The sequence below is a fragment of the Propioniciclava tarda genome (assembly GCF_900182665.1).
GTDB lineage: Bacteria > Actinomycetota > Actinomycetes > Propionibacteriales > Propionibacteriaceae > Propioniciclava > Propioniciclava tarda.
Map to the genome: position 1 here is coordinate 54,596 of NZ_FXTL01000014.1, position 23,921 is coordinate 78,516.

Genomic DNA, 23,921 nt, shown 5'->3' on the forward strand with positions numbered 1-23,921 from the left:
AGGGTGCTGGCGCCACCGGCCCGCCTGGCTTGTGGTGGGCACTCTCTCCCCAGTACTGAGTGCTCGACCTTCCGGAAAACCGAAAGGCCCAGCACTCAAACACGCGAACAAGTTGGGGGGGTGGGCGGCCGATCGACGGGCTGTCGGCGGGACGTGACAAGATGTCGTCCCGTGGTGACCAAGTCCGACGCGCGCGCGACCCTGGCCAAGAGGCGCGCAGACGTCGCCGGCATGTTCGACGGGGTGGCGTCCCGCTACGACCTGATGAACGGCATCATGAGCGGCGGCCAGCACCTGTATTGGCGCCACCAGGTCGTCAAAGCGATCGATCCGAAGCCGGGCATGCGCATCCTCGACCTGGCCGCCGGCACCGGCACGTCGTCGCGTCCCCTGGCGGACGCCGGCGCGCTCGTCGTGCCCGCCGACCTGTCGTTCGGCATGCTCGCCGAGGGTAAGAAGCGCTGGCCGGACCTCGGCTTCGTGAACGCGGACGCCTGCGACCTGCCCTTCGCCGACGCCACCTTCGACGCCGTCACGATCAGCTACGGCCTGCGCAACGTCGAGCACACCGACGTCGCGCTGCGCGAGCTACGGCGCGTGACGCGTCCCGGTGGGATCGTCGTCATCAACGAGTTCTCGACGCCCCTGTTCGGGCCCTTCCGGCGCCTGTACCGCGACGTCATGCTGCCCAAGGTGATCCCCGCGGCGGCGGGCCTGCTGTCGTCCAACCCGGGCGCCTACGACTACCTCGCCGAGTCGATCCTGGCCTGGCCGGACCAGCCCGCCCTCGCGCAGCTGATGGTCGACGCCGGCTGGCACGACGTCGCGTGGAAGAACCTCTCCGGCGGGGTCGTTGCGCTCCACCGCGGCCGGGCATGACCCAGCCGTTCGTCCTGGACGCCTACGCCGCCCGGTCCTGCGAGCTCAAGACGCTGCACGCCTTCACCCCCGGGCTGGAGGCGCCCCGCCGCGAGGCGCCGCTGCCCGCGTTCTTCCACGATCCGGACGCCGTCGAGGCCGACGTCTTCGGGCGGCTGCTCGCCTCGGGGGCGTCCGCGATCGACCTGCGTCCGCTGCGGGGCACGCCGTCCGACGAGCAGGAGGCCGCCGCCCTCCGCGCCCTCGACGAGGGCTACGACCTCATCATCGGCGCGCTGCTGCCCCGCGACTGGGACGCCCACCGCGCGGGGCGTCCGTCGGTGCTGTTGAAGGTCGCGGACGGGTACGTGCCGGTCCTGGTGAAGTTCCACCGCGTCCAGGAGGCGTGCTCGCCGGACGCCGCGCCGTTGAGCTACTCCCTGCTGGACGACCCGCTGACGCGTCGAGAGTTCCCCGGGCGCCGCTTCCGGATGAGCCGCAGCAAGGCCGCCCTCCAGGTCGCACATCAGTGGCGGCTGCTGCAGGCGACGGGCCGCGCGGCGTCCGAACCGATCGTCGGCCTGATCGGCACCGAGCGACTGACGCCGCCGGACGCCGAGGACCGGCACCAGCACCTCGTCATCACGTGGATCGACCTGAACGCCGACGGGCTACTCGAGCGCTACGACGTCGAGCATGCTGAGCGGGTGCGGCTCGCGTCCGGGGCGCTGGACGGGACGGACGTCGCCCCGGATCCGGTGATCCATCGCGAGTGCCCCTACTGCGTCTGGCTCGACCGCTGCTCGGCGCTGCTGCCCGCCGATGACCTGTCGCTGCGCATCGGCAAGGCGCCGCTCGACCCCCAGGAAGTGCGGGCCCTGCGCTCCCTCGGAGTGCGGAGCGTCGGCGATCTGGCGGACGCGGACCTGGACGCGCTGCTGCTCGACTTCCTGCCCCGCGTCACCCGCGACGGCGCCGAGGACCGGCTGCGGCTGATCCAGCGTCGGGCGCGGCTGATCGCGTCCGGGGCCGAGCTGGAGCGGACGACCGCCGGCTCGGTCGAGTTGGGCGAGCACGAGTTGGAGATCGACCTCGACATCGAGACCTCGGCCAAGGACCACGCCTATCTGTGGGGCTTCCACGTCGACGACCGCGCGTCCGGACGCCGCGAGTACCGCGCGTTCGCGCGCTTCGAACCGATGGACGCCGCAGCCGAGCGTGAGCTCGCGGCCGAGGCGTTCGCCTGGCTGCGGGAGGTGACGGCCGGGCGCGACGCGGCGGTCTATCACTACAGCGAGTACGAGATGCTGCGGCTGCACCGGCTGGCGTCCGGGCTGCGGGAGCGGGGCCAAGGCGAGCTGGCCGACTGGGCCGAAGGCTTCGCCGAGGAGCACTTCGTCGACCTGTTCGGCGTTGTCAGGCAGCACTTCTTCGGGGCGAACGGCCTCGGGCTGAAAGTGGTGGCGTCCGCGGGGGCGGGGTTCGGCTGGCGCGACGAGTCGCCCGGCGGGCTGGCGTCCCAAGGGTGGTTCGACGACGCGGTCGGCGCCGCGAGCGACGCCGCGCGGGCGGCCGCCCGGACGCGTGTCCTGGAGTACAACGAGGATGACGTCCTGGCCACCTGGCACCTGCGGCGCTGGGTGCGCTCGCTCGACTGAGCGGTCCTCCGGGCGGCCGGGCTGCGACAAGCTCAGGCAACGCGGCCATTCCGTGACCAGCCGACGGGCTTCGAGAAACTCAACCAACGGGGCTACTCGGTAAGAGCCGATGGGACGGTTGAGCCAGTCTGGTGGCGGAGTTGTGGTGGCCTGGCAACAGCGACTCCGCCACGAACGTGCGGGGAGCGGTCAGCCCAGCAGCGCCTGCGACAACTGCCGTCGATTGGAGCGGTCGAGTTTCACGATCACGACGTCCACCCCCTTGATCGGACGCCCCAGCGCGACGGCCAGGTCGGCGTCCGTCTCGACGATCGTCACCGGCACGCCGTAGGACGCCGCCAGCACGGCCAGGTCGACCCCAGACGGCGTCGCGAAGGCACGCTCGAAGACGCCGGCGAAGCGGTCCTCGCCGTACTCGAGCGTCGCGAAGATCGAGCCACCGGAGTCGTCGCCGACGACGAGGCGCAGGTCCGGACGCGGCTCCCCCGGGCCGATCGCCAGCCCGTTCGAGTCGTGCAGGAACGTCAGGTCGCCCATCAGCGCCAGCGCCGGACCACCCAGAGCCAGCGCTACGCCCACGGCCGTCGAGACGGTGCCGTCGATGCCCGCGAGGCCGCGGTTGGCGTACACGGTGGGCGGACGGTCGGTGATCGGCACGAGGTCGGCGTCCCGGATCAGCTGGGACGCACCGAGCACCAGCGGGCGTCCGGAACAGGCGTCCCAGACCGCGCGGGCCAGCGACCAGCCGGTCAGGCCGGCGTCCGCGAGAACGCCGTCGACGCGTTCGGACGCCGCCGCGTCGGCGTCCTGCCAGGCGGCCAGCCAGCCGGGATCGCCGGTGTCGAGGCGGAGGGCAGGCGTGACCAACCGCACCCGATGGCCCGGGTCGGGCCAGTCAGCATCGTCGGACGCGACGGCGATCACCTCGACGTCCGGACGCGACAGCAGCCGCGTCACCGGGCGCGACAAGGTCGGATGGCCAAAGACCAGCACACGTTCGACCTGATCGGCCAGCGGGGTGGTCAGCACGAGGCGTCCGCAGCGCAGGGCGCCTGCGGTGCGAGCGTTGGACGATGGTTCCGCGATCAGTGGCACACCCGCGGACGCTGCGAGCGCGGCTGCGGCGGCGCCCGAGGCGTCCCGCTCGTCGCCGGCGATGATGACGGTTCGGGGGCCGACCAGGAGCTCCGTCGCTGGCGCCTCGGCCAAGCCCGCACGGTGTCGCTGCAGAGGCCCCGCGGTCGCGATCAGGTGAGCGAGGGACCCTTCGACAGGCTCCGGGACCGTGGTCGCCCGATCTGCGAGTTCAGGGACCGCAGGCGAGTCGACGAGCGGCACATCCAGTTCGACATTCAGATGCACCGGACCCGTCGCCGCCAGGACGCACGCCTTCGCGGTCTGCGCCGCCCAGGTGTCGGGGTGCGCGGCGGACGTCACGCGGGCCGTGTACCGGACGAAGCCGTCGAAGATGCCGATCTGTTCGGTGGTCTGGTTCGCGCCGAAGCCGACGAGCGCGGCGGGCCGGTCCGCCGAGACGACGACCACCCCCACCCCGGAATGCGAGGCCTCCATCACAGCGGGCAGCAGGTTGCCGACGGCCGTCCCCGAGGTGGTCACGACCGCGACCGGCAGCCCGGACGCCTTCGCCAGCCCCAAAGCCAGGAACCCCGCCGACCGCTCGTCGGTGCGCACATGCAGGCGGAGTACACCGAGGGCGTCGGCCTCGACTGCCGCCAACGCGAGCGGCGCGGACCTCGATCCGGGGCACAGCACCAGCTCGCGGACGCCCTGCGCCACCAGCTGCGCGACCAGGACCCGCGCGCAGGCGGCGCTCGAACTCACCACGGACGGTCCTCCATCGTCAGCCAGCGCCGGCGCCACTCGTCGGCGGCCAGCGGCCCGGCGTCCCATGCTGCCACGTCGCGTACCTCGACGGAACGGACGCCGATCGCCCCGTCCACGGCAACCAACGGGTCAAGCGCCACGTCGGCGTCCAACAAGCTGACGGTGTTGAGCCCGCAGGCGTACGGCAGCTCTGGCAGGGCCGCCGCGAGCGAGACGCCGGCCGCGATGCCGACCGACGTCTCGAGCGCGGACGACACCACGACGGGCATCCCGAGCCGCTCGGCCAGCTCCAGACAAGCCCGGACGCCGCCCAGCGGCTGCACCTTCAAGACGGCGACGTCCGCGGCCTCGAGCGCCGCCACCCGCTCGGGATCGCCGGAGCGCCGGATCGACTCGTCCGCTGCGATGGGCACCTCGACGCCGGCCCTCGCCAGGGCCAGCCGCAGCTCGCGCAGCTCCTCGACGCTCCGGCACGGCTGCTCGGCGTACTCCAGCCCGTACCGGGCCAGCGACCGGAGCCGCCGCAGCGCCTCAGCCACCGTCCACGCTCCGTTCGCGTCGATGCGCACCCGCCCGGACGCCCCCAGCGCGTCCCGGACCGCCTCGACGCGGGCCTCGTCCTCGGCGGCGCTTTGGCCGGGCTCGGCGACCTTGATCTTCGCCGTTGAGCAGCCGGACGCCGCGGCGCGCGCGTGGGCGTCCCAAGGGCTCACCGCAGGAATCGTGACGTTCACCGGCACCGACGAGCGCACCGCAGCCGGCCAGCCCTCCACCGCGGCCTCGCGCGCGCAGCGCCACCACGGGTCAATCTCGGGCGTCACGTACTCGGCAAACGGGCTCCACTCCCCCCAGCCAGCCGGACCCTGCACCAGCACCCCGCGCCGCCGGGTGATCCCGCGAAACCGGACCCGCATCGGCAGGTCGAAGGGCACCAGCACCGGCGCGGTCATCGGCCGAACCAGGACCCCACGAACAGCAGGACCCCGGCCAGCAGCTGCGCCAGCCCCGTCCATTTCAGGACGGGGATCAGGGCCAAACCGACCGCCCCGCCGAGCACTGTCCGCACCGGACCACTCAGCAGCGCCCACGCCGCCAGGGCGAAGATCGCCTCGGGCGAGGTCAGCAGCGCAGTCACCAGGAGCGCGCCCATCGAGACCAAGACCAGGCCGAGATAGAGCCCTCGCGTCCCGTCGGCGCCGAGGCGGACGGCCAGGGTCCGCTTGCCGGACGCGACATCGCCGTCAATGTCGCGGAGGTTGTTGACCACCAAGATCGCGCAGGCCAGCGCCCCCATCGACACGCCCGCCCACACCGAGCTCGGCGGCACCCGCAGCAGTTGGACGTACGTCGTCCCGCACGTGGCCACCAGCCCGAAGAACACGAAAACGAAGACCTCGCCGAGCCCCAGGTAGCCGTACGGACGGCTCCCGCCCGTGTAGAACCAGGCCGCCACGATGCAGGCCGCGCCGACGGCGATCAGCCACCAGGCGCCCGTCAGCACCACCAGCCCCAGGCCCGCTGCGGCGGCCACCGCGAAGCAGCCGAAGGCGGCCGCCCGGACCTGCCCCGGCGTCGCGGCACCCGAGCCCACCAGCCGCTTCGGACCGACCCGCTTCTCGGCCGAGTCGGTGCCCCGGACGCCGTCGGAGTAGTCGTTCGCGTAGTTCACCCCGACCTGCAGGGCGAGCGCCACGAGCAGCGCAAGCAGGGCGCGTCCGGCGTCGAATCCACCCAGGTCGACGGCGACGGCCGATCCGGCCAGCACCGGGGCGACCGCGGCCGGCAGGGTGCGCAGGCGGGCTCCCTCAAGCCATTCCGCTGCGGTGGCCACCGGCTACCTCCAGGTCGTGATGATGCGTTGCCGGTCGATCTTTCCATTGGCCGTGCGTGGCAGCGAATCGACCCGCCGGACCTCCCACGGCAGCGCCTCGCGGCCCAGCCGCGCGGCGAGCCGGGTCCGCACCTCGTCGGTCGTCAGCTCGGACGCCGTGACGGCGACCACCTTCGTGCCCCAGTGGGCGTCCGGGACGCCGGCCAGCACGATCCCGCCCGCCTCCGGCGTCCCGAGCACCGCGTCCGCGACGGCCTGCGCGGCGGCGAGGTCGACGTTCACTCCCCCCGAGATCACCACGTCGTCGACCCGCCCCAGGATGCGGAGGCGACCGTCGGCGTCCAGCTGCCCGCGGTCGGACGTGAGGAACCGGCCCCCAGCCAGGGCCGCGGCGCTGGCGTCCGGGTCGAGGCGGTAGCCCGAGAACAGCATCGGGCCGCCAATCAGGACCCGGCCCACCGGGCTCTCCTGGGCCGACCGCGACGTGTGCGGGTCGAGCGGCGAGGGTCCGGGCAATTCGGCCCCGAGATCACCTCCACCACCCGCAAACGTCGCGATGTCGATCGAAACCCCCGGCAGGGGCACGCCGTCGTAAACACAGCCCCCGCAGGTCTCGCTCATGCCGTAGGTCGCGACGATCGTGATGCCGGACGCCTCCGCGCGGCCCCGCAGCTCGGGCGCGATCGCCGCGCCGCCGAGCAGCACAGCGTCGAAGGCGGCCAGCCGATCGACCAGCCCCGGATCGTCCAGCGCCCGGTGCAGCTGGGTGGGCACGAGCGACAGGTAGTTCCGCTGGACGCCCGCCAGCAGGTCGCTCAGGTCGGACGCCACGAACACCGGCTCGGTGCCCGCGAAATGCGCCCGGACCAGGGTCATCACGCCAGCCACATACGTGGTGGGCAGCGCGCAGTGCCAGGTACCGGGCCCGCCGAGCCGCTCGTGCGTGGCGGACGCCGACGCCGCCAGCGCCGCTCGCGACAGGACCACGCCCTTGGGGCGTCCGGTCGACCCCGACGTGGCGACGATCAGGGCGGCATCCGGCTCGGCCACCGGCACGTCCGGACGCAACATCGCCACCGTCGCCGCGTCCGCCGCGGGAGCGACGACCGAGCCGCCGGCGAGGGCGTCCGACAGCGGACCCCACAGCCCACCGGGTTCGACGACCGTCATGCGCACGGGCAAAGACTAGGCCCCGACGAGCGTAGGGTGGACGGGCACGCTCGCCGTTGGCGGGCGGGTTAGCGAAGGTGGTGACGGGTCGATGGCGCGGATGTTCGCCTCGCTCTCGGTGCCCAACTACCGCCGCTACTTCTCGGGCGTGCTGGCGTCCAACATCGGGTCCTGGATGTCGCGGACGGCGGCGAGCTGGCTGGTCCTGGTCGAGCTGACGCCCGGTGACATGTCGGCCATCGGCCTCTTGACCGGCCTGATGTTCCTGCCCGCGCTCCTGCTCTCGCCGTACGCCGGGACCCTCGCCGACCGCATCCCGAAGCGGCGGCTGATGATCGGCGCGCAGTGCGTGATGCTCGTCGACTCGGCGCTGCTCGGGGTGCTGATCATCACCGGCAACATCCAGCTCTGGCAGGTCTTCGTCATCACGTTCATCGACGGCTGCGCCGGCGCCGTGGACGCCCCCGCGCGCCAGGCCTTCGTCAGCGAGCTCGTGCCCAAGGACCTGCTGTCGAACGCGATCGGCCTCAACTCCGCCAACTTCAACGCGGCCCGCCTGTTCGGACCGGGCATCGCCGGCCTTCTGATCGCCCTCATCGGCACCGGGCCGGTCTTCCTGGTGAACACCTCGACCTTCGTCGTCCTGCTGTGGGCGACCATCAGTCTGGACGCCTCCGCGCTGTTGGTCTCGGACGCTCCACCCCGCGGCAAGGGCGGCCTGAAGGATGCGCTGCGGTACGTGCGGAGGCGTCCGGACCTGATGCTGCTGCTCTTCGTCGGCTTCATGATGGGCAACTTCGCCTTCAACTTCGCGATCTCGAACCCGTCGATGGCCAAGATCGAGTTCGGCAAGGGCCCGCCCGAGTTCGGAATGCTGGGGTCGTTGATGGGCGTCGGCGCGCTCGGGGCGGCGCTGCTGTCGGCGGCCCGCAAGCGGCCTCGGCTGCGCTACATCCTCGTGGCGATGCTCGGGTTCGCCCTGTTCCAGGCAGCGTCCGGGGCGGCGCCCGAGTTCTGGATGTTCGCCGCGTTGCAGGTGCCGATCGGCTTATGCGCGATCACCGCCGTCGTGACGGCCAACACGCTGCTGCAGACGTCGGTGGCGGGAGCCGTCCGGGGCCGGGTGATGGCGCTGTGGATGGTGTTCCTGCTGGGCGGCGCGCCCGTGATCAGCCCGCTCGTCGGCTGGGTCGGCACCGCCTTCGGACCCCGGGCGACCGTCTATTTCGGGGCCGTCGCGATCGCGCTCACGTTCGCCGGGGTGCTCGGCTACTTGATGGCCCACGACCGCGCACGGCTACGGCTGCAGTGGAGCGCGACGCGTCCGATCGTCGTCTACTACGCCCCCGGCGATGCCCAGGTCGACCGGGCCTGACGTCGAGGCGGTCAGGAAGCACCGAAACTCGCTGGCTGAGCTTGTCGAAGTCCGCCTGCACCAGGGCTTCGACAGGTTCCGCCGACGAATGACCCCGTTGCTCGGGTCGTCTTAACGCAGCGGCTCGACCGGCGGGACGATGCCGTCCTCGATAGCCCGGCGGAACAGCTCGAGTTTGGACGTCGCCGGCCGCGCAACGTGGGTGTACTTGGCCCGGATGCGCTTGAGGTACTCCTTGACGGAGTTCTCGGTGATGAAGAGCGTCCGCGCGACCTCGGGGATCTCGAGCCCCGCGGCGTACAGGCTCAGCACCTCGCGCTCGCGCGCCCCGAGCGCTGCCGCCACGTACTCGGAGTCGCCCTCGATCGCGGCCAGGATCTCCTGAGAGATCACCTGCTGCCCATCTGCCACCGCGACGATGGCCTCGATGGTCGCGGCGATCGGCTCGGCCTTGCGGCAGACGCCGTGCGCACCGCCGGCCAGCGCCCGGCGCAGCAGGCGGGTGTTGTCGGCGATGGAGTAGACCACGACCTGGTAGCCCCGCCCCTCCAGCGTCTCGACGTTGGCCTGGGGATCGGAGTCGTCGGCGAGCCGCAGGTCCAGCAGCACGACCTCGGCGTCCGACCTCAGGTGGAGAAATTCGTCGACCGTGGACGCCGCGCCGACCAGTTCGACCCGCGGATCGTCGGCGCGATCGAACGCGGCCTGCATGCCGTAGCGGATGGCCTCGTGGTCGTCGATGATCGCGGTTCTGATCGGCATAGAGCCCTCCTGCTCAGTCGGCGGCTGGAAGGGGGACGCCGGTCGAGACTGACCCATTCTCACCGATGACGGTGAGTTTCGCCTCCCTGCCGCTCGGCACTTGGAGGATCGTGACCGCTTCGCCGTAGCCCTCCGGGGCGGTGCGCGCCACGACCCGGCCCCCCTCGGCGGCCCGGACCATCGCTTCCAGGCGGCGCAGGGCGGACTTGCGGGCCGCCGCGGGGAGGTTCGACCCCCGGTTGTCCACGAGGGTGACGGACACACCGCGCGCGCGGGCGTCCATGATGGCGGCGCTGAGCGCTGGCGAGTTGAGGTTGCCGGCCATCAGCCCGTCGCGGAGGCTGCCCTCCAGCAGGAGAAACCGGCGCCGATCCTCGTCCGTCACCGGCTCGACCTGGCCCGCCAGCTTCGCCAACGCCGGGGCCACCACCTCGCGCAGCTCGGACAGCCACACCTCGCGGAACATGAGCTTGCTGACCGTGGAGGCGTCCAGGCGGGCGGCCTCCTCGACGGCCGTCTCGGCCTGATCGACCTGGGCTTGCAGCGAGTCGAGCCACCAGAAGAACAGGGTCAGCACCGTCAGCCAGAACAGCGGCGCGGCGGCCACGGACACGACGCGCTCAGGCGGCTGGCCGCCGAGCGAGGCCGCGATGACGACCGCGACGCCGTAGATGGCGGCGGCCAGCCAGGCGGGGAGCGCCTCTCCGGAGGCGAGCACCACCAACGCCAGCAACGATGCGGGTGCGACGAACCAGAGCGCGTCCGGCGCCCAGGCTCGAGGCCCGAGGGCCGCCAGGGCTAGCCCGGTTCCCGACACCACCAGCCCCGACATGAGCCAGCCGCGCAGGGGGCCGGCGGGCGGCAGGACCAGGCAGTACACCCCGATGACGGACGCAACCCCGAACAGCACGCTCGCGACCGCGACGAGCCAGGGCTGGGCGAAGGCCGTGCGGTCGAGTCCGGCGATGAGCACGTTGAGCGCCACGAGCGCCGAGCTGAGCAGCGCCAGCGGCCGGGGGTGCACCGGCGCAAAGATCGGGTGCTGCCAGACGCGCCGACGGGTATGCGGCCCGCCGGCCTGCGGCTGCGAGCGCTCCCCGACCCACATGAGCCGGACGTCGGTGCCGCGGCCCGGGACGGACGACACCGCCGCTCGGCCACCGAGCGCCTCGAGGCGTCCGATGACCGCGAGCCTGAGCCCCAGCCGCGACGGCAGGACGGCGTTCGCGTCGAAGCCGACGCCGTCGTCCGTGACAACGATGCGCACCTGAAGGCGCCGCAGCGTGGCGGCCACCCAGACGTCCACTTGCACCGAGGACGCCTGCGCGTGCCGCTCGGCGTTGAGAACGGCTTCCCGCGTCGCGCGAAGAAGCTCGCGCACGACGGCCGGTTCGATGGTCAGCGAGGCCGCCGGGATCTCCGCGTTGACCTCAGCGGTCGGGCACACCGAGGTGGAGACGTCTTTGATCAGCCGCACGAACTGATCGGCCGAGACGGGGGCGTCCATGGGGTCCCCGGACGCCTCGCGCTGCAGCGTTGCCAGCGCGTGGCTAGCCAGCTCGGCGACCTTCTGGTCACGGTCCGAGCCGCGCGCGGCCGCCACGAGGGTGGTGAGGACCTCGTCGTGGATGATCGCGTCCAGTCGGAGCCGCTCGTCGCTGAGCGCCCGGTCGACGGCTGTCTCGGTCGACTCGTCGCGGCGCTGGGCCAGGTGCTCGTCGAAGGACGCGACCGCCTGCCGGACGAACTGCAGGATCAGCCAGACCAGCAACGGCTGCACGACGAACGCCAGGGCGCCCTGGACGGCGTCCACCGGCCGCAGCGAGCCCCCGGATGGCGTCAGGCTCACCGCCACGTAGGCGACCGCCGACACGACCGCGTACAGCACGGCCACCGCGCTCGACAGGGCGATCCCCATGCAGATGACCCCGAGCCCCAGCAGCAGGGTGAGCGTCGGCGGGGACGCCGCAGCGCGCGCGTCCGTCCACGCGTAGGGCCAGGTGACGTGGCCTACCAAGACGATGACGGCGTAGATGCCGGCGAGCGCCCGGACGCCTCGGCGTGACCACGCATAGAACGGCATGAGCACCGCCGCGGCCACGATCGACCCGCCGATCAGGGCCAGCCAGATGCGGTCGACGTGCTGCAGCGCGTTGCGTCCCTCGATGAACGACCACGCCAAGACGGCGCAGCAGACGACCGCGATGGCGCGGTCGAGGAGGCTGGCGAAGCCCGTGGTGGTCAGCCGGTCAACGTCCGGAAGCGTCCCGGTGGCGGCGGCGGCCGAGTGGCCGCTCTCGGGACGCAGGAGCTTCACGGCCCGGTGGTCCAGTCGACGAGCCCGTCGGCGTTGTGCTCGCCGTCGGGCCAGACGGCGCGGACGATTCCCGCGGCCGCGAGCGCCTTGCGGCACCCCGGGCAGGGCGGGTCGGTGATGTACGCCGTCGCGCCCTTGGTGTCGCGGGTCGCGAACAGCAGCGCGTTAACCTCGGCGTGGATCGCGATGCAGAACCCCGGCGTCCCGGGACGGTCGTAGTCGCCCAGGCCCGGGATCACGTCGTAGCCGAGAGTTCCGCGCGGGCAGGCGCCCTGCAGGCAGTCCGGACGCCCCGGCGCGGCCCCGTTGTAACCGGTGGCGATGATGCGGCGATCGTGGACGAGCACCGCGCCCACCCGGCGCCGGGTGCACTTGGCCCGCGCCGACACGGCCCGCGCGATGCCGAGGAAGTACTCATCCCAGCCGGGAACCACGGGGTCGGCCTGGTCGCTCATGCCCGCTCCAATCTCGCTCGCGTGCGCATGCTATCGAGCCACACCGCCGGACGCCTGCGCAGCGCAGCCTCGAGGAGTCACGACTGGTACGCGTTGGACATCGCCTTGGTCGGCTCCACGGCCGCTGCCACGAGGCCCTGGTCCTTCAAGAACGTCGCCATGGCCGCGAACTGGGCGGCGTCGAAGGCCGGGGTGACCGCGCCGGAGGCGTCCTTGAGCAGCGGAATGGTCGCGTCGAGGGTCTTGGCGGCGGCGGTGCGGGAGGCGGCGTCCGACTTGAGGGTGGTGATGTAGTCCTCGGACGTCTTCACGGCGGCCGCCGGGTCCTTCACCACGGCATTCACCCCGCCCATGCAGGCCGCCACGACGGCCTTGGCGACCGCCGGGTGGGCGTCCAGGTACTTCTGGGTGGTGATCAGCGAGATCCCCACGAGCGGCAGGCTGCCGGACGTGAGCGGCAGCGTCCGGACCGCGACGCCGTCGAGGGCCAGGACCACCGCGTCGTTGTTCGAGAAGCCCATGATCGCGTCGACCTTGTCGCCGCGCAGGGCCGCCACCTGCGTGTACTGCGTGTCGATGATCTTGACGTCGGCCTCGGTGAGCCCGCCGGAGGCGAGCAGCACCTTCAGCCCGAACCAGGACTCCCCGAACTTCCCGGGGACGCCGATGCTGCGGCCCTTGAGGTCGGCGGCGGACTTGATCGGCGAGGCCTCCTTGACGATGCCCACGACCGGGTAGCTCCGGTAGAACTGCGCGATCGCGACCAGGTCGAGGCCCTGCGCGCGAGCCTGCAGCATCTCGTCGGCGCCGGCGACGACGAAGTCCTCGCTCCCGCCGGCCAGCGCGGTGAACAGCCCCTCGGACGCCCCGTGGTGCCGCAGGGTCACGGTCGCGCCGGTCGTCTTGTAGAGGCCGGACGCCTCAGCCACGTAGAACGGCGAGAACTGGATGTTCGGCACGTACGTCAGACCGATCGTCGCCCGCACCGGCGCGGCACTGGACGAGCCGCCACCTGCCGAGGAGGGCACGTCGATCGTGGACGCCGTCCCGCACGCAGCGAGGCTGCCGGCGAGTCCGGTGACCGCGAGTCCGATGAAACCGCGACGGGACAGGGACATGAGGGTTCTCCTAGGTGCGGTTGCCCGCGAGGGATTGGATGACGGCCGAGCGGCGCTCGACCAGGTAGATGGCGCCGTAGGCGACGGACGCGAGCGCGCAGAGGATGACGATGGTGGCGAACATGCCGGCCGTGTCGTTGACCTGCCGCTGGATGGTGAGCAGCTGACCCAGCCCCTCGCCCCCGATCACCATCTCGCCGACGACGGCGCCCGTGACGCTCAGGGTGAAGCCGTTGCGGATGCCACCGAGGATGCTCGGCAGCGCCAGCGGCAGTTCGATCTGGGTGAGCAAGGCGGCGTGCCCGGCGCCGTCCATGCGGGCGGCGTCGATGATCGAGTGGTCGACGTGCCGCAGGCCGACGACCGCCGCGACGAGAATCGGGAAGAAGACCAGCAACGCGCAGAGCAAGATGATCGGCCGCAGCCCGTAGCCCGCCCAGATGGCCAGCAGCGGCGCGATCGCGATGGCGGGGATCGCCTGCGTGGCACCCAGGAAGGGCGACACCGCGGCGTTCACCCACCGGCTGCGGTGAATGAGAACCGCGAGCGGCAGCGCCACCGCCGCGCCCAGGACGCAGCCGCCCAGGGCCTCGAGCATCGTCGAGCCGACGTAGGGCCAGGTGGCGGCGTCCGACAGCATCACGACGAGGCGCGACAGGACTCCGGACGGCGACGGCAGCAGGAAGGCCGGCATGCCACCGACGGTGACGCCGGCCTGCCACAGGGCCACGATGATCGCGAGCAGCACCCAGGGCGCGACGAGGTGCCGCTTGTCTGGCGCCTGGGCTGGCATCTGGCTCTCCCGGTCGGGTGTTCCGGGGCCGGCGGACGCCGCAAGCCGCGTCCGCTCCACGCGTGATCGCGCGCGGGCGGACGCCTCACGGCGACCCGTGCTGCCTCTCATCCGGACTTTAACCGTCGGTGCCGGAGTTCCACCGGCTCCACCTTCGGCTCTTGCGAGCCTCCGGGTCGCGGACTATCACCGCCGGTTCGGAGTTACACCGACCCCGGAGCACGTTTTGCTATCGGGGTGAGTCTAGACCCGCCAACCGGACGCCTGCGCCCCTTTCCGCTGTGCAGCGGCTGTCACACGCCGGCGAAGACGGTGGAGTACTGCTCGTCCGACAGCGCTTCGAGGGTGCGGGTGGCCTCGTCGACGGTCAGGGACGCCCGAGCTTGCTCGGCGTCGATGATGCGGTCCAGCAGCCGGGTCTCGCCGGCGGTCGTCAGGCCGCGGTGCGCTCCTCCACCTTGGTGGCGAGGAAGGCCTTCCCGCGCCAGCAGTCCATGGCGCCGAGCCGCTCGTCCGAGTCGCCTAGGTGGCCGCCGTGTCGAGGTGGTTGATGCCGGCGGCGAGAGCGCGCTCGACGGAGGCGTCCGCGATCTCTTGGCTGACCGCGGCCAGCGAGGCCGCACCGTAGATCAGGACCGAGGACCGGTGCTCGAGGCGTCCGAGGCGTCTGTCCTCCAGGCCCGGCAGATTACGCGCCGGCGTCCGGCGCGGACGCCGTGCCGTAGATCTCCTCCGGGGACGCCAGCCGCTCGGCGTCCACCTCGAAGCGACCCTCGGGCGTGACCGTCCGGTAGAAGCAGCTGCGGAAGCCCTCGTGGCAGGAGGGTCCGGTCTGGTCGACGCGGACGACGACGGCGTCGGCGTCGCAGTCGACGCGCAGCTCGACCAGCCGCTGGACGTTCCCGGACGTCTCACCCTTGCACCAGAGCTTGCCGCGCGACCGCGACCAGTAGTGGACGAGCCCCGTCGAGAGCGTGCGCGCGTAGGCGTCCGCGTTCATGAAGGCGACCATCAGCACCTCGGACGTGGCGGCGTCCACCGTGACGGCCGTGATGAGGCCGCCGGACTTGGCGAAGTCGGGCTGATCGGGGCTGGTCACGCGCCCGATGCTAGCCGGACGCCCTGGTCGGCGCCTTCGGCGACCGGGGACGGGGAGGCCTACCCTCCCCGGCAATCGGGACGCCGCATAGGGTCGTTCGCACCAACCCAGGAGGCAGCGTGCAGTTCGTCGCGGACGCGTCGTCCTTCGAGGGCGGAGAGTTCGAGCTCTTCGGAGAGCCCCACCTGATCGCGCTGACGCTGGTCGTGCTGGCACAGGTGCTGCTGGCCAAGACCATGAAGGACGCCTCGCCGGTGGCCCGGGGACGGGTCCGGGTGGGGCTTGCGGCCGGACTGGTCGCCCAGGAAGTCAGCTACCACGCGTGGCGCCTGGCCACCGGCACCTGGACGGCCCGCGAAATGGTGCCGCTGCACCTGTGCTCGGTCGCGGTGTGGTTCGGCGCAGCCATGCTCGCGCTGCGGAACCAGACCCTCTACGACCACCTGTATTACGTCGCCACCTTCGGCGCCACGATCGCCCTGCTGACCCCCGACATCGGCCGCTTCGGCTTCCCGCACTACCGGTTCTTCCAGTTCTTCGTCAGCCACGGGCTGGTCCTGGGCGCGCCGTGGTGGATGACGTTCGTCGAGGGCTTCCGCCCTAGTCGCGGCTCGCTCCTGCGGGCCATGGCGGGCACGGTCGTCCACGGCGCCGGCGCGTACCTCGTGAACCGGCGGCTGGGCAGCAACTACATGTTCGTGAGCCGCAAGCCGGCCACGTCCAGCGTCCTGGACAAGCTGCCGGACTGGCCCGGCTACCTGCCCTACGTGGCCGCCGCGGTGTTCGCCGCGTACGGGGCCTTGGCGCTGCCGTGGGCGCTCAAGGACGCCCAGGGCTAGTCAGGCGTCCGCGATCGAGAAGGTGATCCGCTTGTTGCGGGCGCCCTTGTTCTCGAACTTGTCGAAGACGATGCGTCCGATCTGGGCGGTGTTCATGACGTGCGTGCCGCCGTCGGCTTGGCGGTCGATGCCGGCAATGTTGACGACCCGCACCGGGTCGACGTCCGGCACGAGGTCGGTCGCCAGCCGGACCAGGCTCGGATCCGCCGCGAACTGCGCCCGCGGCAGCAGCTCGATCGTCACCTCGTGGCCTTCGGACGCCAGCGCGTCAGCCCGCTCGACGGCCGCCTTGGCCGTCGCCGCATCGATGCCGGAGAAGTCGCCGCGGGCGCGTCCGGGCTCGAGCTGGCAGCCGGTGACCTCGGCGCCGTCCTCGCCGAGCACCGCCGACAGGATGTGGAACGCCGTGTGCGTGCGCATGAGCGCCCGGCGCCGCGGGGCGTCCAGGGCGCATTCGAGAACGTGGACGCCGTCGGGAACGTCGGCGTCCACCTCGATCTCGATCTCGCCGTCAACGACATGGACGCCCGTGACCTCGGCCTCGTTGCCGTTGGAGAAGCGGACGCGTCCGGTGTCGGCGGGCTGTCCCCCGCCGCCCGGGAAGAACGCGGACGCGTCCAGGCGGAGGCGTCCGTTCTCGGCGGTCGCGCAGGACACCCAGCTGGTGACGTTGGCGTTTTCGAGGTCGAGGCGTGCGGTCATGAGGCCATGGTGGCAGGTCGCGGCGAGTCGCGACGGAGCCCAGGGCGACGGTGCGGTCTCCGGGCCGTCGAAGAGCCGCAGCCCTGGCTGGGTCTTGGTCCCGGTCGGGAGACGCCACCGACTTCCCTGATCGCTGACCGCAGCCACCTGCGACGCCGGGACCTGCCTGCGACCGCTCCGCGCGACACCGTGTCGCGATCTCGTGGAAGTAGTTGTATGCTGCAAGCAAATGACTGTCCTGCCTGACTCCGCCACGACCACGCCCGGACCCGCGTCCGGCGCGGCCGAGCTGTCGCACGACCTCATCCGGACGCTGAAGCTGCTCTACAGCCTCCGCGACCGGGCGCCGCGGCTCACCCCCGGGCTGGAGCCGGCGGCGCATCCCCTGCTCCATCACCTGGCCCGCTGCGAAACTGCTCGCGTGTCAGACCTCGCCACCGCGCTGCGCGCGGACGTCTCGACGATCAGCCGGTACGCGAGCACCCTGGCCGCCGCCGGGCTCGTCGAGAAGACCACCGACCCGGCCGATCGCCGGGTTCAGGTGGTCGCCCTCACCGACGCTGGACGCGACGCCGTCGCAGCACTCGGACGCCAGCGCGAGACGACGTTCGCCAGCATCCTGCGCGACTGGACGCCCGAGCAGCTCGAGCGCTTCCGCGCCGACCTGCTGCGCTTCTCCGCCGACCTCGAGCGTGAGGTCTCCGAGCGCGAACTGGCGCCGACGGCGTCCCACTAAGACCCTCACCCAGGAAGACACGCACTTGACCTCGAACGCGGCGCCGCGCCCTGCCGGCGAACTCACCCACGCCCAGATCACGACGATCCTGATCGGGCTGATGACCGGGATGTTCCTCTCGGCCCTCGACCAAAACGTGGTTGGCACGGCGATCAAGACGATCGCAGACGACCTCTCCGGGCTCGACCAGCAGGCGTGGGTGACCACGGCCTACCTCATCACCTCGACGATCGCGACGCCGATCTACGGCAAGCTCTCCGATCTCTACGGACGCAAGCCCTTCTATCTGGGTGCCATCACGATCTTCGTCGTCGGCTCGTTGCTGTGCACGTTCTCGACCTCGATGTACATGCTGGCCGCGTTCCGCGCAGTGCAGGGGCTTGGCGCGGGCGGCCTGATGTCGCTCGCCCTGGCGATCATCGGCGACATCGTGCCGCCGCGGGAGCGCGCGAAGTACCAGGGCTACTTCCTGGCGGTCTTCGGCACGTCCTCCGTGCTCGGACCCATCGTGGGCGGCTTCTTCGCCGAGGCACCGGCCCTCCTCGGCATCACCGGCTGGCGCTGGGTGTTCCTGGTCAACGTGCCGGTCGGCATCATCGCGTTCCTCACGGTCACCGCGACGCTGAAGCTGCACCACGTGCGCAAGCAGGCCTCGATCGACTGGGCGGGCGCGTTCTTCCTCATCGTCGGGCTCGTTCCGGCGCTGCTGGTGGCCGAGCAGGGCCGCACGTGGGGCTGGACCTCCCGCGAGTCGCTGATCTGCTACGCCATCGCCGTGGTCGGAGTGCTGGCCTTCATCGCGGTCGAGTGGCGCCAGGGCGATAACGCGCTGATCCCGCTGCGGATCTTCCGCAACCGCACCATCCTGATCGGCCTGACCGGCGGCTTCGCGATCGGCGCGGGCATGTTCGGCGGCATGATCACGATCCCGCAGTACCTGCAGATCGTGCACTCGGCGACCCCGATGGGCTCGGGCTTCCTGATGCTGCCGATGGTGCTGGGCATGATGATCGCCTCGGTGCTGTCGGGCCAGCTGATGTCGCGCACCGGACGCGTCCGGATCTTCCCGCTCATCGGCATCGGCCTCATGGTGGCGACGCTGCTGGCGTTCTCCCAGGTCACCGCCGACACGCCCCTGTGGCAGTTCATGACGGCGATGTTCTTTTTCGGCTTCGGGCTGGGCAACACCATGCAGCCGCTCACGCTGGCCGTGCAGGCGTCCGTGCACCCGCGCGAGATGGGCATGGCGACGTCGTCCGCGACGTTCTTCCGCCAGATCGGCGGCACCGCCGGCGTCGCGGTGTTCATCTCCGTGTTGTTCAACTCGCTGGGTGACAACATCGCCAACGCCTTCAAGGACGCGTCCGGCACCACCGAGTTCAAGACGGCGATCGCGAACGCGCTCAAGTCCGGGGACGCGGTCAACAAGGGCTTCGCTCAGGCGCTGATGAAGGGTGACACGTCGGCTCTGTCGGGCGTGGCGAGCGACTCGTCGATCATCGGCAAGCTGGACCCCGTGCTGGCGCACCCGTTCAAGGTCGGCTTCAGCCAGTCCATGGACCAGGTCTTCCTGCTCGGCGCTGCGGTGTGTGCGGTCGGCTTCGTGATCCTGCTGTTCATGCCGAACATCAAGCTCTCGAACAAGTCCGCTGCCGCGACCCTCGCCGAGGAGGCCGCGAAGCGATCGGACGCCGAGGGTGCTCTGGTCTCCGCGGGCCACGCCGGGGACGCTCCGACGGACGAGGCCGACGCGTCGGCGTCCGAACTGCGCCCGCGGCGCGTCGTCGACGATCTCGTCGACGCGGCGTCCTGGGAGTCAGGTGGCCACACGATGGACGAACTCGGCCCCGACCAACCGGCCGCGCGCCGCGCCAGCCAGTAGCCTCGCGCGCGGACGGATGGTCCGCGGACGATGGGAGGCGCGATGGCGGCGGTCACCGAGACGGTCGACGGCTGGTTTCGTCGCCGCGGACTGACCCCGCTCTTGTCGGGGACGCCGCTGGCGACGTCCCCGTCGGAGCGGGCCACGCCGGCCCTCGTCGTGTGGTTCCTGCTCATGATGGTGTCGACGACGCTGACGACGGCGCTCGGACTGGGGCAGGCGCTGCTGCTCGGCGCTGCGGTCGTGGTGGGGACGTGGGTGGCCTCCACCATGATCCGTCGCCGGCGGCCCTTGTCGCGGTGAAGGCGATCGGCTGGCTCCAGGCGGCGGCGTTCGTGCTGGCGCCGGTCCTGACGCTAGCGGCGGCGCCGTTCACGAACGACGAACCGAGCCTCGACCTCGCGACCGAGAAGCTGCTGTACGTGATCGGGGTCGGGGTGATCCAGATCGTGGTGCACTGGAGTCGCTGACGACGTTCGCGTCGGCGTCCGAGTTCCGCGAAGCGCTGGCCGGGGCGTGGACGCGGACGGCGCCCGGGGTCTTGGTGAAGTACGTCGGGCCGACGCACACGGACGTGCTCACCGAGGCGCACCTGCGGGCGCCGGGTTCCTGGCGGCGTTCGTGGCGTTCAACTGCTCGCTGGCGTCCGCGACGGACGGCCGGCTGCGGCAGAACTCCAAGGAGACGGCGTCCGAGGCGATCCGGCAGGCGAGCGCGATGCGGCTGGCGCTGCTGTCTCGCGAGAACTAAGGACGCCGGGGGCTCGACTTTGCCGCGAGCAGCGTGCACGGTGAGCCATGGCTACGACCCGGGCAGACCTTGACGGCGCATCCGGCACTCGACCGCGAACGCGGGCCGCGGCGTCCGGGGTGCTGGCGGTCGCGTCCGGACTAGGGGTTTCGCACCTGGTGGCCGGCATCGTCGGTCCGAGCTCGTCGCCGCTGGTGGCGGTAGGGTCTCGGGCCGTTGATGTGGTTCCGGGTCCGCTGAAGGAGTGGGCCGTTTCTGTCTTCGGGACCGCCGACAAGGCCGTCCTGATCGGCGTGGCTCTCGTCGTGACGCTGGGGCTCGGGGCCGTGGTGGGGGTGGTCTGGCAGCGCTCGGTCCGGCTCGGGGTGGTGGCCGGTGGGCTGTTGGCGCTGGTGGCGCTCGCGGCGGCCGCGCTTGATCCGGGACGCCGGCTCTTGTGGTGGCTGCCCGCGCTGGTCGCGTTCGGCGTGGCGGCCTGGGGGCTGACGCGACTGTCGGCGTCCACTGAGGTCGTGGACGCGGCGTCCAGACGACGGTTCTTTCGGATGGGCGTAGGCCTGGGGGCGCTCGGGGTCGCGGGCTGGGTGCTGGGAGAGGGCGTGCGGTCGGTCGTGGCGGCGGTTCCCGGGGTCGGACGCCCGCGCGTCACCCTTCCGCCGCGGTCGTCGGCGCCGCTGCCCGTCGGACTGGAGGCGGAGGTGCCGGGCTTGTCGGCGTTCGTGACGCCGGCGTCCGAGTTCTTCCGGATCGACACCGCGCTCGCCGTGCCGCAGGTGGACGCCGCGACCTGGAAGCTGTCGGTGTCGGGGCTGGTCGATCGGCCGTTCACTCTCGGGTGGGACGAGCTGCTGGCCATGGACGCCATCGAGAAGAACGTGACGTTGGCGTGCGTGAGCAACGACGTGGGGGGTCCGCTGATCGGGTCGGCGCGGTGGCTCGGCGTGCGAACGTCGGAGTTGCTTGCGCGGGCAGGCGTCCAGGCGGGGGCGGACATGGTGCTGGGGCGGTCCGTGGACGGGTTCACGGTGTCGGCGCCGTTGGCGGCGTTGCTGGACGGGCGGGGCGCGCTGGTGGCGTATGGGATGAACGGCGAGGCGCTGACGGCGGAGCACGGGTATCCGGCGAGGTTGCTGACGCCGGGGCTGTACGGGTTCGTGGGGGCGACGAAGTGGCTCATCGGCCTCGAGGTGACGACGTACGCGTCCGCGCAGGCGTACTGGACCCAGCGCGGCTGGGCGGCCCAGGCGCCGATGAAGGGCGGATCGCGGATCGAGGTGCCTCGGGGGTCTTCGCGCGTGCCGGTCGGGACGGTGAAGGTTGGCGGTGCGGCGTGGGCGCCGGAGGTCGGCGTCCGGGCAGTGCAGGTGCGGGTAGACGGCGGACCGTGGCTGGACGCGACGCTCGGTCCGGACGCTGGCGTCCAGTTCTGGCGGCAGTGGGTGTACATGTGGGACGCGGCTGCCGGGGAGCATCGGCTGCAGGTACGGGTGGTCGACGCCAACGGGGTGGCGCAGGACGAAACCATGGCGACGCCGTTCCCCGATGGAGCGTCCGGGTTGCATACCGTCGCCGTGGTCGTGGGGTGACCGGGTTTCGGTAGAGTGTCCGGCCGGGGCCTATAGCTCAACCGGCAGAGCAACGGACTTTTAATCCGTGGGTTCTGGGTTCGATCCCCAGTGGGCCCACCAGCAGTTTCAGCGCAACGACTAGGTATTTTACCCCGGATGACACCTCCGAACTCGGCCTGGAACCACTCGGCGCCCAGCTCGGTGCGGAGTTGCTGGGCGACTCTAGCGGGCAGCGGCATCGACTGCGCCAGCGCCTGGGCATCCGACCAGGACGCCGCACGGCGTCCCAGCTCGACCTCGAAAGGCGTCGACTCGTCCGCGAAGAGCGAGGACCGCTGGCCGAGGCGCGCCGGTGACCGGGTGAAGACCAGCAGCGAATAGGAGCTTCGTCTGCATATGGCGGCGGGAGTCCCCTACGCGAACACAGCGGACCAAATCGACGTTCCCTTTCTCGTACCCCCGGCAGGCCTGGGACGTCTTCGCTTGTCATGATCAGATTGAGTAGAACGATCCCCTTGCTCACCCCGCGTCGGGTAACAATCCGGACGCCGAGTTGGTAAGAACCATTCCCCACCTATACCTTGCGACAACTTTCCAAGTTGGTAAGGTCATTTTGGTAACGCACAGCTATGACAACAGGAGCGACGATGACCAGAGGACGTCCGTCGAGATCGACCATCTATCAGCGCCTCGATGCGGCCCTAGACGACTTGCGGCAACGCTTCGGCGGCCTACCCACCCCGAGCGAGTCGGTGTACGTGTGGCGCGACATCTGGCACCTTGAGGCACATCACTCGACGGCGCTGGAGGGCAACACCCTCGTCCTGAAAGAGGTTGAGCGACTCCTCGACCGTGCACAGGCCGTCGGTGCGAAGCCGCTCAAGGAGTACCTGGAGGTGAAGGGGTACGCCGAGGCCGCGGAGTGGGTGTATGCCCAGGCGTCGAGCCCGAACGAGGGTGATGGCCGCCCGCTGGTGAGTGTCCAAGAAGTCCGGAACATCCACCACGTGGCAATGACTCCGGTCTGGAGCGTCGCGCCGCATCCAGACGCCAGCGATCAGGAGTCACCTGGCAACTTCCGCCGGCATGAACTGCACCCCTTCGCCGAAGCGATGCAACCACCCACCTGGCCGCTCGTGCCCGCGGCCCTAGAGGACTGGGTCACGCGCGTTCACGATCTCCTCGGCGGCCCGACAGACGAGACCCGCCCGTTGACCGAGCGCCTAGCGGAGGCACACTGCGCCTTCGAGCGCGTTCACCCCTTCATCGACGGGAACGGCAGGACCGGACGCCTCGTGTTGAACCTGATGCTCGTCCGGCTGGGCTACCCGCCGGTCGTCATCCTCAAACAGCAGCGCCCCCACTACCTGACGGCGTTGGGACGCGCTGACCAGGGCGATTACGGACCTTTGGGTGAACTCCTCGCCCGTGCGATGACCGACAACCTCCACCGATTCATCCTGCCCAGCATCGCCGGCCCAGCTCGGCTCATCCCATTGGCCGCACTCATGGACGCCGACATTTCGCTGGTTGCACTCCGCAGAGCGGCCGCGCGCGGACGCCTCGACGCGCAGCAAGGCTCGGACGGCGTCTGGCTCAGCAGCAGACGAGCCGTCGAGGACTACAAGCAGTCCCGACTCCACGCAGGACCGAGACAGGCGTGACTGACGGCAGCAGTTGACGGCCAGACTCGACGGGAGATCGCGACCTCAACAGGAGTTCCCCCCGGGAAGGGGGCACCCCACCGCTCATCCAGACCGGACGGCGCTGTGGTGCACGAACTGGCGAGCCATGACCGTCTTTCCAGTCATGTGACTGGACCGCCAGTCACCGGTCCTCTCGGCGGGCCCAAAGTCGTCAACGGCGTTCTCGGGGTGAACGTCAAGATGGGCACCGAGCAGGAGACAGAGGTCGTTAGCTCATCAACGCCGAAGGTCGGCATCATTCGAGCCTCGGCAGCCCGGCTCCTCGCTCCTCGGTCTCTGCGTCCATCCGGCCAGAAGAACCCGCCTCACCACCATGCCCGACTCGGTCGCGAGGACGTTCCTTGCGCAACGGCCCAGGCATAGAAGTCGCCCGACGTACCCCCAGGATCTCCTCCCACACACCCACTGCATCTGTGGTGTGACTGTCCCGAATCAACCCCCGGTTGATCGGTGCGGG

The 23,921-nt window shown here is 71.0% G+C and carries 22 protein-coding genes, 1 tRNA gene and 1 riboswitch; of the genes, 12 read left to right on the top strand and 11 right to left on the bottom strand.

The window, feature by feature from the left end:
- Nucleotides 1–153 precede the first annotated feature (153 nt).
- Together FN821_RS10820 and FN821_RS10825 are read left to right on the top strand one after the other, a co-directional pair.
- Complete coding sequence (locus FN821_RS10820; protein ID WP_277751027.1) at nt 154–879, top strand: demethylmenaquinone methyltransferase; 726 nt, start codon at nt 154–156, stop codon at nt 877–879.
- The gene (locus FN821_RS10825; protein ID WP_131172611.1) at nt 876–2,516 is read left to right on the top strand and encodes a TM0106 family RecB-like putative nuclease; all 1,641 of its coding nucleotides are present in this window, start codon (nt 876–878) and stop codon (nt 2,514–2,516) included. Before FN821_RS10820 ends, FN821_RS10825 begins: the two co-directional genes overlap by 4 nt.
- A 189-nt stretch (nt 2,517–2,705) precedes the next feature.
- Here the strand turns inward: FN821_RS10825 and menD are convergent, their stop codons facing one another.
- Genes menD through FN821_RS10845 form a run of 4 tightly spaced genes read right to left on the bottom strand, consistent with a single transcriptional unit; the run spans nt 2,706 to nt 7,362 of the window.
- A complete protein-coding gene (menD, locus tag FN821_RS10830; protein ID WP_241660224.1) occupies nt 2,706–4,358 on the bottom strand; it encodes a 2-succinyl-5-enolpyruvyl-6-hydroxy-3-cyclohexene-1-carboxylic-acid synthase in 1,653 nt (550 codons plus the stop codon).
- The gene (locus FN821_RS10835) at nt 4,355–5,311 is read right to left on the bottom strand and encodes an o-succinylbenzoate synthase (protein ID WP_131172613.1); all 957 of its coding nucleotides are present in this window, start codon (nt 5,309–5,311) and stop codon (nt 4,355–4,357) included. The genes menD and FN821_RS10835 overlap by 4 nt, the downstream gene beginning before the upstream one ends.
- Nucleotides 5,308–6,192: a 1,4-dihydroxy-2-naphthoate polyprenyltransferase gene (locus FN821_RS10840; protein WP_131172614.1), complete on the bottom strand. Its 885-nt coding sequence runs from the start codon at nt 6,190–6,192 to the stop codon at nt 5,308–5,310. The genes FN821_RS10835 and FN821_RS10840 overlap by 4 nt, the downstream gene beginning before the upstream one ends.
- Before the next feature lie 3 nt (nt 6,193–6,195).
- Nucleotides 6,196–7,362, bottom strand: coding sequence for an AMP-binding protein (locus tag FN821_RS10845; RefSeq protein ID WP_165489338.1), 1,167 nt, complete (start codon nt 7,360–7,362; stop codon nt 6,196–6,198).
- Between the two features lie 100 nt (nt 7,363–7,462).
- Here FN821_RS10845 and FN821_RS10850 point away from each other — a divergent pair, with 100 nt between their 5' ends.
- Nucleotides 7,463–8,737, top strand: coding sequence for an MFS transporter (locus FN821_RS10850; protein WP_131172645.1), 1,275 nt, complete (start codon nt 7,463–7,465; stop codon nt 8,735–8,737).
- Between the two features lie 111 nt (nt 8,738–8,848).
- On the opposite strand, the gene FN821_RS10855 is transcribed toward FN821_RS10850, so the two are convergent.
- The 6 genes from FN821_RS10855 to hisI form a co-directional block, all read right to left on the bottom strand.
- Nucleotides 8,849–9,499: a response regulator transcription factor gene (locus FN821_RS10855; protein WP_131172616.1), complete on the bottom strand. Its 651-nt coding sequence runs from the start codon at nt 9,497–9,499 to the stop codon at nt 8,849–8,851.
- Nucleotides 9,500–9,512: 13 nt separating this feature from the next.
- Entirely contained in the window at nt 9,513–11,816 is a 2,304-nt protein-coding gene (locus FN821_RS10860; protein ID WP_131172617.1) for a sensor histidine kinase, read from the bottom strand.
- The gene (locus tag FN821_RS10865; RefSeq protein WP_131172618.1) at nt 11,813–12,271 is read right to left on the bottom strand and encodes a deoxycytidylate deaminase; all 459 of its coding nucleotides are present in this window, start codon (nt 12,269–12,271) and stop codon (nt 11,813–11,815) included. Before FN821_RS10865 ends, FN821_RS10860 begins: the two co-directional genes overlap by 4 nt.
- Nucleotides 12,272–12,348: 77 nt before the next feature.
- A complete protein-coding gene (locus FN821_RS10870; protein ID WP_131172619.1) occupies nt 12,349–13,389 on the bottom strand; it encodes an ABC transporter substrate-binding protein in 1,041 nt (346 codons plus the stop codon).
- A 10-nt stretch (nt 13,390–13,399) separates the two neighbouring features.
- Nucleotides 13,400–14,293, bottom strand: coding sequence for an ABC transporter permease (locus FN821_RS10875; RefSeq protein WP_277751028.1), 894 nt, complete (start codon nt 14,291–14,293; stop codon nt 13,400–13,402).
- A riboswitch (FMN riboswitch) is annotated at nt 14,276–14,409 on the bottom strand. (Overlaps the previous gene by 18 nt.)
- A gap of 461 nt (nt 14,410–14,870) precedes the next feature.
- Nucleotides 14,871–15,281 carry a phosphoribosyl-AMP cyclohydrolase gene (gene hisI, locus FN821_RS10880; protein WP_131172621.1) on the bottom strand — a complete coding sequence of 137 codons (411 nt, stop codon included), beginning with the start codon at nt 15,279–15,281 and terminating at the stop codon, nt 14,871–14,873.
- Between the two features lie 119 nt (nt 15,282–15,400).
- On the opposite strand from hisI, the gene FN821_RS10885 reads away from it, so the two are divergent.
- Complete coding sequence (locus FN821_RS10885) at nt 15,401–16,120, top strand: YwaF family protein (RefSeq protein ID WP_165489339.1); 720 nt, start codon at nt 15,401–15,403, stop codon at nt 16,118–16,120.
- Here the strand turns inward: FN821_RS10885 and FN821_RS10890 are convergent, their stop codons facing one another.
- A complete protein-coding gene (locus tag FN821_RS10890) occupies nt 16,121–16,822 on the bottom strand; it encodes an alanyl-tRNA editing protein (RefSeq protein WP_131172623.1) in 702 nt (233 codons plus the stop codon).
- A 229-nt stretch (nt 16,823–17,051) separates the two neighbouring features.
- Between FN821_RS10890 and FN821_RS10895 the strand changes: the two genes are divergently transcribed.
- The 8 genes from FN821_RS10895 to FN821_RS10920 all read left to right on the top strand — a co-directional run bounded on the left by FN821_RS10895 (nt 17,052) and on the right by FN821_RS10920 (nt 23,422).
- Nucleotides 17,052–17,558, top strand: a complete 507-nt coding sequence (locus tag FN821_RS10895; RefSeq protein ID WP_131172624.1) for a MarR family winged helix-turn-helix transcriptional regulator — start codon at nt 17,052–17,054, stop codon at nt 17,556–17,558.
- A gap of 25 nt (nt 17,559–17,583) precedes the next feature.
- Complete coding sequence (locus FN821_RS10900) at nt 17,584–19,440, top strand: MDR family MFS transporter (protein ID WP_131172625.1); 1,857 nt, start codon at nt 17,584–17,586, stop codon at nt 19,438–19,440.
- Nucleotides 19,441–19,482: 42 nt separating this feature from the next.
- Nucleotides 19,483–19,743 carry a hypothetical protein gene (locus FN821_RS10905; RefSeq protein ID WP_131172626.1) on the top strand — a complete coding sequence of 87 codons (261 nt, stop codon included), beginning with the start codon at nt 19,483–19,485 and terminating at the stop codon, nt 19,741–19,743.
- Nucleotides 19,740–19,910, top strand: coding sequence for a hypothetical protein (locus FN821_RS14305; protein ID WP_165489340.1), 171 nt, complete (start codon nt 19,740–19,742; stop codon nt 19,908–19,910). Before FN821_RS10905 ends, FN821_RS14305 begins: the two co-directional genes overlap by 4 nt.
- A 151-nt stretch (nt 19,911–20,061) precedes the next feature.
- Nucleotides 20,062–20,190 carry a hypothetical protein gene (locus FN821_RS14905; RefSeq protein ID WP_277751029.1) on the top strand — a complete coding sequence of 43 codons (129 nt, stop codon included), beginning with the start codon at nt 20,062–20,064 and terminating at the stop codon, nt 20,188–20,190.
- A gap of 47 nt (nt 20,191–20,237) precedes the next feature.
- On the top strand, nt 20,238–21,776 hold the full coding sequence (locus tag FN821_RS10910) for a molybdopterin-dependent oxidoreductase (RefSeq protein ID WP_131172627.1): 1,539 nt from the start codon (nt 20,238–20,240) through the stop codon (nt 21,774–21,776).
- A 26-nt stretch (nt 21,777–21,802) separates the two neighbouring features.
- Nucleotides 21,803–21,878: transfer RNA gene (locus FN821_RS10915), tRNA-Lys, on the top strand.
- 527 nt (nt 21,879–22,405) lie between these two features.
- Nucleotides 22,406–23,422, top strand: coding sequence for a Fic family protein (locus FN821_RS10920; RefSeq protein WP_131172628.1), 1,017 nt, complete (start codon nt 22,406–22,408; stop codon nt 23,420–23,422).
- Nucleotides 23,423–23,921 lie beyond the last annotated feature (499 nt).

Coding starts and splice junctions, on each gene's coding strand:
- FN821_RS10825 (WP_131172611.1), top strand. CDS start 876: ATGACCCAGCCGTTCGTCCTGGACGCCTACGCCGCCCGGTCCTGCGAG.
- FN821_RS10835 (WP_131172613.1), bottom strand. CDS start 5,311: ATGACCGCGCCGGTGCTGGTGCCCTTCGACCTGCCGATGCGGGTCCGG.
- FN821_RS10845 (WP_165489338.1), bottom strand. CDS start 7,362: ATGACGGTCGTCGAACCCGGTGGGCTGTGGGGTCCGCTGTCGGACGCC.
- FN821_RS10850 (WP_131172645.1), top strand. CDS start 7,463: ATGTTCGCCTCGCTCTCGGTGCCCAACTACCGCCGCTACTTCTCGGGC.
- FN821_RS10855 (WP_131172616.1), bottom strand. CDS start 9,499: ATGCCGATCAGAACCGCGATCATCGACGACCACGAGGCCATCCGCTAC.
- FN821_RS10865 (WP_131172618.1), bottom strand. CDS start 12,271: ATGAGCGACCAGGCCGACCCCGTGGTTCCCGGCTGGGATGAGTACTTC.
- FN821_RS10870 (WP_131172619.1), bottom strand. CDS start 13,389: ATGTCCCTGTCCCGTCGCGGTTTCATCGGACTCGCGGTCACCGGACTC.
- FN821_RS10875 (WP_277751028.1), bottom strand. CDS start 14,293: ATGAGAGGCAGCACGGGTCGCCGTGAGGCGTCCGCCCGCGCGCGATCA.
- FN821_RS10890 (WP_131172623.1), bottom strand. CDS start 16,822: ATGACCGCACGCCTCGACCTCGAAAACGCCAACGTCACCAGCTGGGTG.
- FN821_RS10895 (WP_131172624.1), top strand. CDS start 17,052: ATGACTGTCCTGCCTGACTCCGCCACGACCACGCCCGGACCCGCGTCC.
- FN821_RS10905 (WP_131172626.1), top strand. CDS start 19,483: ATGGCGGCGGTCACCGAGACGGTCGACGGCTGGTTTCGTCGCCGCGGA.
- FN821_RS10910 (WP_131172627.1), top strand. CDS start 20,238: ATGGCTACGACCCGGGCAGACCTTGACGGCGCATCCGGCACTCGACCG.
- FN821_RS10920 (WP_131172628.1), top strand. CDS start 22,406: ATGACCAGAGGACGTCCGTCGAGATCGACCATCTATCAGCGCCTCGAT.